Annotated in this window: 13 protein-coding genes and 1 tRNA gene; 8 read left to right on the forward strand and 6 right to left on the reverse strand. The window is 51.4% G+C overall.

Features of this window, described 5'->3' with window-relative positions; all coding sequences use genetic code 11:
- Nucleotides 1-25 precede the first annotated feature (25 nt).
- From thrH to ROJ03_RS05450, 6 genes are all read left to right on the forward strand, one after another.
- Nucleotides 26-631: a bifunctional phosphoserine phosphatase/homoserine phosphotransferase ThrH gene (gene thrH, locus ROJ03_RS05425; protein ID WP_313725983.1), complete on the forward strand. Its 606-nt coding sequence runs from the start codon at nucleotides 26-28 to the stop codon at nucleotides 629-631.
- Entirely contained in the window at nucleotides 628-855 is a 228-nt protein-coding gene (locus tag ROJ03_RS05430) for a hypothetical protein (RefSeq protein ID WP_313725984.1), read from the forward strand. Before thrH ends, ROJ03_RS05430 begins: the two co-directional genes overlap by 4 nt.
- Entirely contained in the window at nucleotides 833-1,717 is an 885-nt protein-coding gene (locus tag ROJ03_RS05435) for an SAM-dependent chlorinase/fluorinase (RefSeq protein WP_313725986.1), read from the forward strand. Before ROJ03_RS05430 ends, ROJ03_RS05435 begins: the two co-directional genes overlap by 23 nt.
- Before the next feature lie 35 nt (nucleotides 1,718-1,752).
- Complete coding sequence (locus ROJ03_RS05440) at nucleotides 1,753-2,319, forward strand: ECF-type riboflavin transporter substrate-binding protein (protein ID WP_313725987.1); 567 nt, start codon at nucleotides 1,753-1,755, stop codon at nucleotides 2,317-2,319.
- Between the two features lie 2 nt (nucleotides 2,320-2,321).
- Nucleotides 2,322-4,967, forward strand: a complete 2,646-nt coding sequence (locus ROJ03_RS05445; protein ID WP_313725989.1) for a DUF3744 domain-containing protein — start codon at nucleotides 2,322-2,324, stop codon at nucleotides 4,965-4,967.
- A gap of 143 nt (nucleotides 4,968-5,110) precedes the next feature.
- Complete coding sequence (locus tag ROJ03_RS05450) at nucleotides 5,111-5,470, forward strand: TraR/DksA family transcriptional regulator (RefSeq protein WP_313725990.1); 360 nt, start codon at nucleotides 5,111-5,113, stop codon at nucleotides 5,468-5,470.
- Between the two features lie 86 nt (nucleotides 5,471-5,556).
- Here the strand turns inward: ROJ03_RS05450 and ROJ03_RS05455 are convergent, their stop codons facing one another.
- Together ROJ03_RS05455 and ROJ03_RS05460 are read right to left on the reverse strand one after the other, a co-directional pair.
- A complete protein-coding gene (locus ROJ03_RS05455; RefSeq protein ID WP_313725991.1) occupies nucleotides 5,557-6,204 on the reverse strand; it encodes an MBL fold metallo-hydrolase in 648 nt (215 codons plus the stop codon).
- Nucleotides 6,205-6,207: 3 nt separating this feature from the next.
- Entirely contained in the window at nucleotides 6,208-6,822 is a 615-nt protein-coding gene (locus ROJ03_RS05460; RefSeq protein ID WP_313725993.1) for a DbpA RNA binding domain-containing protein, read from the reverse strand.
- A gap of 436 nt (nucleotides 6,823-7,258) precedes the next feature.
- Between ROJ03_RS05460 and ROJ03_RS05465 the strand changes: the two genes are divergently transcribed.
- A complete protein-coding gene (locus ROJ03_RS05465; protein WP_313725994.1) occupies nucleotides 7,259-8,368 on the forward strand; it encodes a hypothetical protein in 1,110 nt (369 codons plus the stop codon).
- Entirely contained in the window at nucleotides 8,355-9,773 is a 1,419-nt protein-coding gene (gene mltG, locus ROJ03_RS05470; protein ID WP_313725996.1) for an endolytic transglycosylase MltG, read from the forward strand. Before ROJ03_RS05465 ends, mltG begins: the two co-directional genes overlap by 14 nt.
- Here mltG and ROJ03_RS05475 read toward each other — a convergent pair.
- From ROJ03_RS05475 to ROJ03_RS05490, 4 genes are all read right to left on the reverse strand, one after another.
- The gene (locus tag ROJ03_RS05475; RefSeq protein ID WP_313725997.1) at nucleotides 9,757-10,416 is read right to left on the reverse strand and encodes an SdpI family protein; all 660 of its coding nucleotides are present in this window, start codon (nucleotides 10,414-10,416) and stop codon (nucleotides 9,757-9,759) included. The genes mltG and ROJ03_RS05475 overlap by 17 nt on opposite strands.
- Nucleotides 10,413-10,691: an autorepressor SdpR family transcription factor gene (locus tag ROJ03_RS05480; RefSeq protein ID WP_313725998.1), complete on the reverse strand. Its 279-nt coding sequence runs from the start codon at nucleotides 10,689-10,691 to the stop codon at nucleotides 10,413-10,415. The genes ROJ03_RS05475 and ROJ03_RS05480 overlap by 4 nt, the downstream gene beginning before the upstream one ends.
- A 446-nt stretch (nucleotides 10,692-11,137) precedes the next feature.
- On the reverse strand, nucleotides 11,138-12,535 hold the full coding sequence (locus tag ROJ03_RS05485; RefSeq protein WP_313725999.1) for an ATP-binding protein: 1,398 nt from the start codon (nucleotides 12,533-12,535) through the stop codon (nucleotides 11,138-11,140).
- A 188-nt stretch (nucleotides 12,536-12,723) separates the two neighbouring features.
- Nucleotides 12,724-12,808: transfer RNA gene (locus ROJ03_RS05490), tRNA-Leu, on the reverse strand.
- Between the last annotated feature and the right edge of the window lie 20 nt (nucleotides 12,809-12,828).

Consider the following 12,828-nt stretch of genomic DNA (forward strand, 5'->3'; position numbering starts at 1 on the left):
GCCATTAGGATCTGGAGGAAAAGCAATGGATATTGTCTGCCTTGATTTGGAGGGTGTGCTGGTCCCTGAAATTTGGATCAATGTCGCCAAGAAGACCGGAATAGCAGAACTGCGTCTTACTACCCGGGATATTTCTGACTATGACAAGCTTATGAAAGGCCGGATTGAGATTCTCAAGGCCCATGGGCTTACCCTTTCCGACATCCAGGATGTCATCGCGACCATCGAGCCGTTGGAGGGGGCCCTGGACTTTCTCAATGGGCTCAGGTCCATGGCACAGGTGCTCATCCTCAGCGACACCTTTACCGAGTTTGCCCAGCCCCTGATGAAGCAACTTCTCTGGCCAACTCTCTGGTGCAACGATCTGGTCATCAGCTCCGAGGGGATGATCGAGGACTACCGGATGCGCCTGCACGATGGTAAGTACCATGCTGTCAAGGCCCTGAAGAGCCTAAATTTCCGCACCTTCGCTGCCGGGGACTCCTACAACGACCTCGCCATGATCGAGGAAGCCGATGCAGGCTGCCTGTTCCGCCCACCCCAGGGCATAGTGGCAAGCCACCCCCATCTGAAGTCGACCACCACCTACGAGGAGTTTTCCCTCGTGATAGAGGAGTTTTTGCACCGATGAAACGCAAGGAGTTTGTCTCTTTGGCCCTGACGATGTTGGTCCTCCTGCTCTCCATGCTCACAGGCTATGTGCTGCTCTCCTTTGTCTATGTGGGTAGCCCCTTCCTCGTCGGCCTGGTTGGGCTTGGCGTTTTGGTTGTCTCTGTTTTTCTGGTGGTATATCTGGTAAAATTACGGAAACTGATTGATGAGGTGGATGAGGATGAAAACAAAACTCAAGGCTGAACTGTTGCAGGCCCGTCTTTGGCAAGAGAGGAAGACTGTGGTATTCCTCAGTGATTTCGGTTCGTCCGACGGGGCTGTCAGTGCGATGCACGGGGTTGCCAATGCGGTCTCCAATGCCCTTAGGCTGGACGACCTGACCCATGAGATTCCCCAGTTCAACATCTGGGAGGCTTCCTACCGCCTGATGCAGGCGATGACCTACTGGGCTGCCGGCACGGTGTTTGTCTGTGTGGTCGACCCAGGGGTAGGCAGCAACCGCAAGAGTGTGGTTGCCCTGACGGCGAGCGGACACCTTGTGGTTACCCCTGACAACGGGACGCTGACCCATATCGCCGAGCAGGTGGGCATCGTTGAGGTGAGGGAGATCTCAGAGCAGACCAACCGCCTGGCTGGCAGCCAACGCAGCTACACCTTCCATGGTCGGGATGTCTACGCCTATACAGGTTCCCGCCTTGCAGCCGCACTGGTGGAGTTTGAGGACCTTGGTCCGACTCTTGCCAGGCATGTGAAGCTCAAGCTTGAGAAAGGGCGCATTGAAGGGGAGAATACCCTGGTCGGCGCCATCGACATCCTCGATACCCGCTATGGTTCGCTTTGGACCAACATAAGCGATGAGTTCCTTGACAAGCTGGGTATCCATTTTGGAGCGATGATGCAGGTGCTCATCTCCAAGGATGGCAGGATCGTCTATGGCTATCCGGTGAAGCTTTGCCGAGGCTTTACAGAAGTGGCAAAGGGTGAGCCCCTTATCTATGTCAACAGCCTGCTCAACCTTGCCCTCGCCCTTAACCAGGGCAGTTTCGCCACAACCTATGGAATAGGGACAGGGGAAGGGTGGAAAATTACTTTTTCGGTGGTATGATGTGTGTAGTCCAAGCATGAGGTAGGAGGAATAGAATGGAAAAGTCCAAAGGGATGCAGCCAGTGAAGATGGTTGTGATCATTGCAATCGGTGCCGCTCTGTATGGGGTTGGCGGTCTGTTGAGTGTTCCTGTATTCGCAAACACCACGATTAAGCCAGCGATGGCAATCCTTGCTCTCGTTGCAGGGTTGTACGGGCCTATCGTGGGATTTCTTGTGGGATTCCTCGGACACTGGCTGACTGACATGTTTGCCGGTTGGGGCGTGTGGCCCACCTGGATGCTGGGTAGCGGCATCGTTGGGGCGGTCATCGGGTTGTTCCCGATCCTGACCAAACGTGCCCTGGACACAGGCTTTTTCTCCAAAGGCCAGATCGGGCTCTATATCCTTCTTGCCTTTGTCGGTAACTTCTTTGGGTATCTCATCAGTGCTGTCCTTGACTTCCTGCTCTTTGCCGAGCCTCTGGACAAGGTCATAACCCAGCAACTGATCATCGCCATATCCAACACCATCGTCATCGGTATCCTTGGTACGCTGTTGATGTTGCTGGTGGCCAAACGGAACAAGGACAACACCAACCTCACTGCTGACACCACAAAGTAGGAATGCAAGAACCGATCATATCGTTCAAGGATTTCTCTTTTACCTACAAGGCACAGAAGAGCCCTACGTTGAAAGGTCTCACCCTCGATATCTATCGGGGTGAGAAGGTCCTCATCGTGGGGCCCTCGGGCAGTGGGAAAAGTACCTTGGGCAACTGTATCAACGCACTCATTCCCAATGCCTTCCCTGGAACCATGGAAGGCAGTGTGCATGTCGCTGGGCTGGATGTGGAAAGTTGCGACATCTATGAGATCAACAAGAGCGTCGGCACGGTATTGCAGGATACTGACGGGCAGTTTGTAGGCCTTACCGTAGGGGAGGACATCGCCTTCTCCCTGGAAAACCAGTGCATGGCCCAATCTGAAATGGTTCCTTTGGTCGAGGCCATGGCCCACGTTGTCGGGATGGAGCAGTTCCTCTCCCAAAGTCCGCAGGAGATCTCAGGAGGCCAGAAGCAGAGGGTCTCCCTTGCCGGTGTCCTAGTCGATGAGGTCGATATCCTCTTGTTTGACGAGCCGCTTGCCAACCTCGACCCGGAGACGGGCAGGCGTGCCATCGCCCTCATTGACGAGCTGCACAAGAGCACCGGCAAGACCATCATCATCATCGAACACCGCCTTGAGGATGTGCTCTCCTGCCCTGTCGACCGCATCCTCCTTCTTGAGGATGGCAATGTAGTCAGCGATACCACCTCTGACGTTCTGCTGTCAGGGACCCTGCTTGCAGAGAAGGGGATCCGTGACCCCCTCTACCTCTCTGCACTGCGGCAGAGCGGGTGTGACCTCACCCATGCGAGAAACATAGCCTCAGTAGATACCATCGACCTCGATCCGTACTGCGAGCCCCTTCGTCTCTGGTACCAGAAGGGAAGGCAGGAAAACCCAAAAAAGGACGGGGCGGCCCAGCTGGTCATCTCCGACCTCTCCTTCTCCTATGATGGCCTTTCGCCCGTCCTCTCCCATGTATCGGCTTCCATCAGGGAAGGGGAGATGGTGAGCATCCTAGGCAAGAATGGTGCGGGCAAATCGACACTGGCACAGATCCTTACGGGGATCAACCGCCAGGACAGCGGGACCTTAACCTTTGAGGGAAGGGAGATATCCTCGCTCTCCGTTACTGAACGCTCCTCGCTGATTGGTTTTGTCATGCAAAACCCCAACCACATGATCAGCCACAATCTCATCTATGATGAGGTAGCCTTTGCCCTGCGTCAGAAAGGGTATCCCGAGGATCTCATACGGCAACGGGTTATGGAGGTCCTGGATCTGTGTGCCCTCAAGCCCTACCATGCCTGGCCGATCTCCGCCTTGAGCTTTGGCCAGAAGAAGCGGGTAACCATCGCCTCGATCCTGGTAAGTGAACCCAGGATCCTCATCCTTGATGAACCTACCGCCGGTCAGGACTATGTCCGCTACTCCCTCTTGATGGAGTTTCTCAGTTCCCTGAACAAGAGGACAGGTCTTACCATCCTTTTCATCACCCACGACATGCACCTCGCCCTGGAGTACACCGACCGGGCCCTGGTGCTCTCCGATGGGGTCCTGCTTGCAGACCAGAGGGTCAGCGAGGTGTTCAGCGATGAGCGATTGCTCAGCTCTGCCAACCTCAAGGTTACCAGCCTCTATACCTTGGCAAAGCGGTGTGGAATCGATGACACCTCTTCCTTCATCGACTGCTTTATCCAAGGGGAGAAGGCCCGAAGGCCAGAGGGGGTGAAGGTCCTTCCCCTGGAAAAGAAGCAGGAGTCCTTTGCAGAGAATAGGCAGAAAAAGCGGAAAAAACAGCACAACCCGATCAGACAGAAAAAGAGTGGGAAGAAGTTTGGCTTTACCTTGAGCTATGAGGATACCCCCTCGTTTGTCCATTCGCTCAACGGGGTGACGAAATTCCTCTTCTTCACCCTCTGGATCGTCTTGTGCCTCACCACCTTCGACCTGCGTATACTGGCTCCTTCCATGGTGTTCTCCCAGATAGCCTTGTTCTCCTGTAAGATTCCCATGAAGAAATTTCGCCCCTACATCTTGGCGATGACCTATGTGATCCTCATCAATGCCCTTTTCATCTTCCTGTTCTCCCCTGACCAGGGACAGCGGTATCTGGGAAGTAGGACCGTGATCCTTGGGCCTTCGGCCGCACACTACGCCCTCACCTTCGAGACCCTGTTCTATCTGGTGGTAGTCTGTCTGAAATACCTCTCCATCTTTCCTATGGCCCTCCTGTTCGTGACCTCAACCCATCCCTCCCAGTTCTCCTCATCCCTCAACAGGCTGGGGGTGCGGTACAAGACCAGCTATGCCGTGGCTCTTGCCATGCGCTACCTGCCGGAGGTAACTGCCTCCTACATCCATATCCTGCATGCCCAGATGGCGAGGGGTGTCGATATCTCCAGGGCGGTCCCTCTCAGGAAGAGGATCTCATCGGTTGGGAAGATCCTTGCCCCGTTGGTCTTCTCATCCCTCGACCGCATCGAGGTGGTGACCAATGCCATGGTACTTAGGGGGTTTGGGAAGAATCGGCGAAGGACCTGGTTCCTGGCAAGGAAACTCAGATTTTCTGATGTACTTGTGTTGGCTTCCATGGTATGCTGGCTTTCTCTCAGCTTGTATGCAAGATTTGTGCAAGGGGTGATGTTCTGGTTCCCGTTTTGAGAGGGTATTGGTGCAAAGATAGGGAATATACGACTAATAACGCTAAAAGTGTTGTAAGGTGCTTGACTCTTGCTCGGGTTATCCCCATCTTATATTGAATTAAAATTCAATGGGACGCCAATGCGTATTTTAGGAGGCAAACTGTGTCCGATTTGTTTATTCATGAGATGGAAGAGCAGTTGGTTGCTATGAGAAAAGAGTTGCTTGACAAGCTCACTGAGGATAATAGCGATTTCAGGGATATGGTAAATGCCATGGGAATTAAGGATAGCATTGATGTCGCTGCTGATGATATCGCATTCAAGAAGATGGAAGCCATCAACAAGCATGAGGCCAGCCGCCTCCGCGCGATAGAGAATGCCCTTGCCCGTATCCATAACGGCCGGTATGGCCACTGTCTCAAGTGCACAAAGAAGATTCCCGAGGAGCGCCTGCAGGCTATCCCCTATGCAGTGCTCTGTGTCGATTGCAAGATTGCTGAGGAAACACCGGGCAAGCGATAAACCCCTTTGCGTAGCAAAAAAGACAGATACTGCTTTCCTTTGAGGTTCGCAACATCTGTCTTTTGTTTTTTTCTGGCAGTGGGGATCTACAGATACGGGTTGTTCTGTTCGTCCCCTATGGTAGTCATTGGCCCATGTCCGGGAAGTACCTGCACTTCATGGGGAAGGGCCAACAGCCGTTTGCAGCTCGTTACTATCTGGTCATATGAACCACCCTCGAGGTCAGTGCGGCCGATGCTTCCTGCGAATAGTGTATCGCCGGTAAACACGAACTGACCCTCCTCATGGTAGAGGCAGATGCCTCCCTGAGTATGTCCGGGGGTATGCATGACCAACAGGCGGCTGTCATCCAGGAACTGGTTGTCTGTAAGGAATCCTGTGGCTTCGCTCATCTCTTTCAGGGGCTTTTCATATCTCTGCAAAAAGCTCTTGTCAAAGCAGGTCTTGGAGAATCGCTCATAGGTCTCTTTGCCCAGATAGAGGGAATCTTCCTCTGAAACCAGGATTTCCAGGTTTGGCCATCGTCGCTTGAGCTCCCCCAAGGCCGTTATGTGGTCCCAATGGGTATGGGTGAGCAGGACAGCGACAGGGGTAACGTTGTGGCTCTCTATGCGGCTAATGATGCGGCTTCCTTCATTGCCCGGGTCGATGACCCAGGCACTTGAGGTCTCCTCATTGCCCATGATGTAGCAGTTTGTCTGGTAAGGTCCCACAACGATACGTTCTACAAACACCTTCTACTCCTTGTTGGAATAGCTGACAGCAGCAGTGCGGCCCTTGATGTCCATGCCGTTCAGCTTTACGATTGCCTTTTCACAGTTCTCCTCGCTCATTGAGATGAAGGAGTACTTGTCATGGATGCGGAGGCTGAAGATGTCTTCCCTGGTAATTTCCAGTTCTTTCTGCAAGAGAAGTGATAGCTCCTTGGCATAGAGTCGTTTCATCTTGCCAATGTTGAGGTAGAGGGTCTTGGCTCCTTCTGGAAGGGGTTTCTCAACACGTTTCTCAGGAGTTTTCTTCTCTTGGGTCGGATTCTGCTCTGCCTCGGCAGCCTCTACGCTCTTGGCAGCCCTTCTGGGCTTTGCCACTTTTGGTTCACGTTGCGCCGCTGGTGCTGGTGCCTGTGTTGCTGCCATCTGGCGGATCTTTGGTGAGTTAGCATTGAGCATCTCACGAAGCAGGTAGGCCATGAAGTAGCTTCTTAGGGTGAAGGGAACATTTTTCTTGATGAGGCGCTTGAGTTTTTCCAGTTCGTCTGGATTGGGGTCGGCCTTGGTTTTGCCTGCAAGTAGTTGAATTGTTCCGGTGAGAAGGTCTTCTTCACTCGCTTTGCTCTTGTTGTCATTGTCCATGAGCATCTCTCCTTGGTAATCGTTTACCCTTCAGACCCTTGCCAGCGGGTTGTGAGGGCTTGTGTTTCCTTGTATGGCAGATTTCTCAAACCTCTCCATCCTCCCGGCCGCGGGATCGGGGAAAGGCCTAGCTAAAACCCGTCTCAGAGCCCATAGCAAGGAAAGTGCTATGGACAATCAAGTGGATGCCGTACAAAAACGGTCTCACTTAACAGGAAAGGGTGACACACTGGCATGTGCAAGAAATCCTCTCCAGGCTAGTCAGGGTGAGGAGATGATGCTATGCAACCAGTCTTCCCATCCCTGAGTAGTCGCCTCAAGGATACTCAACAGCTCATATCCTTGTCAAGGAAATGCAAGGTTTTAGCTGGTAATGCCCAAGGCAAACCTGTTTCTTTCTTTGCCTAGGGAGCTTTGTTTGTGATACTATCGTGCTATGGGAACTTTTCAGGCTGACATACTGCTAAAACAGAAAGAGATAGAGGGGCATCGCAATGACCTTTTCTCCTTATATGCTGAGCTTGGCTTCAGCATTGCCCAGATCGAGCAGATAACCCCACTGGGGTATGCAAAAGAGGAGTTTGACCAGTTTGTCGAGGTGGACCAACGCTATGACGAGGCCCTCCAGGCCTTCGAGAGGGTCAAGGGGTTCATCAGCCAGCTTGAGGACCGCTCCCGTAAGATCCAGGAGATCGAAGCCGATATCCGTGCCTTGAAGGCTCCTAGGGAGAAGCTTTTCTCCCGTCTTGGGGCGATAGCATATGAGGCCTATGGTTCGGACACCCTCCCTGACTACCTCAAGGAGACCTGCTCTCCTTTTTTTTCCGAACACCATGCCTCCACACAAAAATTGCAGGCTTCCTTGGAAAGCTGTTCCGGACGCTCGGGGACCCTGTCCCGCCTGCAATGCTCGATTATCAGGGCACGGTTGCACCACCTTCGCAAGAAGATTCTTCCCTCCCTGGTCAAGGCCGGGTCCATATTGGCTACCCTTGGCTGTGAGGCTGACCTTCCCGGGGTGGGCAAGGGGAACCTTTCTGGTGAGATCAAGCAGTTTCTCAAGAAACAGCAGGGCCTACAGCAGGAGCTGGACATCCACCACAGTGCTGTGGCAAAGCTCCGCTCCCAGGAGAAGGAGAGCCCCAAAAACCAGTTGGAGACCAGTAGGGTCCAGGTTAGGGAGATCGGAAAGCAGCGTACGAAGGTCAGCTCCCTCTACGGCAAGGCCCTTTACGAACATCTGAACCAGAGGGTCTCTGCACAGCTTGTCGGTTCTGCTTCCATGGCCCTTATGGAGCAGATCAGTCTGCACCTGCGTAGGGTCGAGCGGTTGGAGCAGGATATTGTTTCCCTGCAGAACCTCATGAAGATAGAGGAGCTTGAGGCTCAGATTGAACTGGAGAACCAGAAGATAGAGCATCTCCGTTCGCAGATAGAGAGTGCCAACAAGCAGATATCCCAGGTGGAGTATTCCATCGAGAGAAAGCGGGGGAAGATTTCCTCACTCAGACCAATACAGGCGTTGTCAGGCAATGAACGAGAATAACGATACGAACAACAAGCAGGAGAAGCCGCCCAAGGCGAAGGGCAGTGCAAACAGCAGCAGGCTCACCCTGGACATCGTCGACGATGGAAAGAACGTAAAAACTCCCGTCCGTAGGGTGAAGCCCACTGTCTCTGTCAGCAAGATGCAGGTGACGATCCCTGAGTCAGGGGTAAAGACAAAAAAAATAGAGGAAAGACAACCAGAAAAACAGGAGCAAAAACCTGCAAAAGAGACTCCTGCGCCTACTGTCAAGAAACCTGCTCTTCCTGCCACCCGGAAAAAACCTGCACCGAAAACTAAGCAGGCCCCTGCATCCCCAACGAAGAAACCTGTCAGGAAAGCTCCTCCAAAGAAAAAAGTAGTTCCTCCTACGATTGGAAAACGGAAGGGGTATACCCCTACGGTTGCCTACCGCCTTCGCTTTCCTATCTTTCTTGTGGCATTCCTGGTCTGCCTTTTCGCCCTGTTTTTTGCTTTCCACAAGGGCGTTGGATTGTTGGGAAGCTATTCCAAGCCAGGCAAACCCCTGTTTGCCAAGGATGACCGGGTAGAGGTTACTATCGAGGCCGGGATGAGTGCACGATCGGTGAGCGTGTTGCTCAAGGACCTGGGAATTGTTGATGACCCAGAGGGGTTGCTCTCCTACTTTGTTGAGCAGAATCTTGCCACTACTATTCGTACCGGTATCTTTATGATGGAGAAGGGGATGAGCTTTGCCGCCATTGGGGAGAGGCTGACTCTCCGTACCGGGGAGCTGACTATCGTGGTGAATCCTGCCAATACCCTTGCCACCATCGATTCCTTCCTGGATGCCCGGGGGTACGCCAGGCGGGGAGAGTTCCTCAAGGCTGCGGAGAGGCTGCAAAATGAGCACTCCCTCTCGTTTGCAGAAGGGTGGCTGCTCAGCGGCGAGTATGTGGTTCCCCAGGAGAGTGCGGCCTCTTCCCTTGCCATGGCAATGTTTTCTGCCATGCTGGAGAGTACCAGAGCCCATCTTGGTTCCGATAAGGTTGCACAGTGGGGTTTGGAGCAGGTCCTGATCATAGCTTCCATGATCCAGGCAGAGACCCAGAACCAGAGTGAGATGCCATTCATAGCCTCTGTGATCTACAACCGCCTTGAAGCGGGGGAGCCTCTGGGTATCGATGCCACAACTAGGTACGAACTGAACGACTGGAAGAATCCCATCCCTCTAGAGGCCTTGGAAACACAGACCCCCTACAATACCCGAAGGAAGGTCGGACTACCCCCGAGTGGTATCTGCTGCCCTTCCAAGGCGGCTGTAGAGGCCGCCCTGTCTCCTCTGAAGACGCCATACTTCTACTATTTGCACGGCCTGGACAAGCAACTCCACCTCGCTACAACCTATGAAGGGCATAAAGAGAATATCAAGGCCTATCGGTAAGGTTCTCTCCCCCTGCGGTCTTGTATAGCCTGAAAGAGTAGAGGACCGGACCAAGGAGCATGGATGCAATAGAGAGAGGGAATACAAGGCTCACATACCACCCGCCTAGGGCGGAGATCAGGAGCAGGATCGATGCTGCGCTCCATAGCCACCCTGCAAAGCGGTGTGTCCTGTTCCAGTTTTCTTCGCTCGCCAAGGTCCAGGGCAACTTGATTCCCACAACATAGTTTTGCTTGCATTTCGGAAGGTAGTTCCCGACGACCAGAAAAACCAATGCGATGGCGATGTGCCCTATTCTGTCAAGTTTTGCAGCATGCCCACCGGATAAGACCAGGGGCATGGATATGATGAGCAACGATACAATTGGCAGTATCCACTTCGAGATTGTTCGTAAGGGCTGGCCCGCAGCCTTTTTGGGGTCATTGTTCATGATGACCTGCAAAAGGATATTCCCAAGGGCAAAGAGAGAGGGCAGGGCAAAGGCTGCAAAATTTTTGGAAGCGTAGTTGTCAGCCTCTCCTGCCAGGTTGAAATGGATTGGTATGCGCTCTGGTAGCTTATCGTAGAAAAGAAGAGAGATGGCAATGGGGCTTAGACAGACTAGGGTAGTGAGGATCAGGGTTTTGTCGATCGTGCGTTTCATGAGTTACCTTCTTTTTGGGTGAACTGGGCACACCAGAGCATGATCTCCTCAAAGACTGAGGCATTCAGTTCATAGTAGATGAAGTTCTTGTACTTGGCCTCTGTAATGAGGGAGGCCTGCTTGAGTTGGGAGAGGTGGTAGGAGACTGTAGCAGAGGAAAGGCCCTCAACCTTGGCCGCGATGTCGCCGGCTGTAAGCCTGCCTTCCTTCAGCATGGTGAGGATTTCCCTTCTGACGGGGTCTGCTACTGCTTTCATGGTCTGGGAAAAGCTCATGGCACCTCTCTATTTCGAAAACAATCTAAATAGAAGATATCCTTTGCTATGGGTTTTATCAAGAGGGGGAGGTGCAAAGAGAGTACAAGCTGACCGGCGATCGGAGCCGAACCGATACGAATTACCCATCTCTCAGGTTTTGAGTCTACAGATATAAAGTCTCAATCATCCTGTTTCTAGTAGATATAATATACATTTCCTTGTAATGTATACGTATATATATTTTGGCTATACAACAAGTACCTACCAGTATTGGGAAAAGTGGTAACAGTATTATCAGAAGTGGCAACTGTTATGGGATTCCATATATCCAATTTTGAGCATTATTGGAGCTATAGGATTCCATATATCCAACTTTGAGTAACTGTAAAAGTTTAACATCTGGACCAATCCATTTCTGCATTGAAATGCGAGATGAATTCTTCTGTAGGGTATGAACAATTGGATTAAAACGATTTCATCAGCCGTTTGGTCTGGCCGACCAGATAGAGTGGCAAGGTGACCAGGGTGTAGCAGTAATCGGATTTTGGTAGGCTAGAGGTGATAGTTTCCACCACAGGGGTGTGTATCGAGAACCGCAACGCTACCGCCAGTTGTTTCAATTCCATGAACAAATGCAAGGATCTCAGGGTTCCTGTTTTTCCTGATTTCACCTCAACAGGGAGTATGGAATTCCCTTGCTGGAGTACAAAATCAACCTCAGCGCTGGATTGTGCTTTCTCCCTGCACCAATAGTAGAGCTCAGGATACATGTAGTTTGGTTGAATAAAGAGCAGGTGTTGTCCGATGAACTGTTCAGCCAATTCTTCTTTGTTCGAGAAGAACAGTTCGTCGTCTTGGGGAATGTCTGCAATCGATAATCCTTGGAGCGCAAGATAGATACCAATATCCAAAAGGATTCCTTTTGAGGTTTTTCGGTTGATCTCCGCCTTCAGGGGCAGATTATTGGAGTGGGAATGGTATGTCCTGTACAGAATCCTAGCCTGTACAAACAAGTTCAATATTTTGTCGGTGACAGCACTACGCTCTTGAGGGAGAAGGTCAACGTATGAAATTTTCTTTCCGACGGTGGTTCCCAGTTTGTCAAACACCTCCTGCAGCTTGCTGAGTTCTACTCTGGTCTTATACTTTGTAAAATCATCACGATAGGTGTTGAGAATGGAGAATTTCACTTTATCAGCTTCGAGTAATGACCCAGTATCCCTGAAGACTTTGAGTACTTGTGGCATCCCTCCTAACATATGATAGGTGCGAAGGTATTCCAATGCCTTTGTATGGATTGCTTGGGGTATTTCATCACCCAATGTATAGGCTTGGAGATACGCAAGCAGTTGCTCGGCTCCCATCGCCCCAAGGAATTCTTCGAATGTCATGGGGCCCAGAAAGAAGTATTCAATTCTCCCAACGGGCATTGATAGCTCGTATTGTTCGAGTGCGAATTCAAGCAAGGACCCTGCGGCAATTACTGCAAGCTGAGGCAGTTGCTCGAAAAAGTAACGAAGTGTGAGGATCGCTTCGGGATTGGCTTGGATCTCATCGAGGAAGAGTACCGACTTCTCCAGGTCTATCCTCACATTGTATAAAACTTCCAAGGATTGGATAATTTTCTTGGGGTCGTTTGAGGTGAAGAGAGTTTTCAGGGTATGGTTTTGCTCAAAGTTGACATCGATCAGCTGGAGGTCGTTGTTTTGACAAAACAGCCTTACCAGAGTTGATTTTCCCACCTGTCTGGCACCGCGAATGATAAAAGTAAGGGTAATAAAACCAGTAAAAGTGATAAATATAAGGGTAAAAATTATAGGACTAGGGTTATCCCCTGTTTGATAGCAAATAGGATTCACCATCCAGGTGGGGAAATAGTGCTACTGTCATCATATTTCGATGGAAGGGTACCATCTCCTGTGAATCTGCTACAGGGCGAGGCATCAAGAATACACCTATGTATGCACATAAAAAATGTACACTGTATCCCGATTGGATTTGGTGTACACTTTTTTTCTTGTCTTATGTAAAGAATTAGAATTCTAAACTTTACCGGCGATCGGAATCGAACCGATACGGATTACTCATCCATCAGATTTTGAGTCTGACGTGTCTACCAATTTCACCACGCCGGCATTAGCTTTGTCATGCTAGC

It is taken from the genome of Sphaerochaeta sp. PS (assembly GCF_032144095.1).
Lineage (GTDB): Bacteria > Spirochaetota > Spirochaetia > Sphaerochaetales > Sphaerochaetaceae > Sphaerochaeta.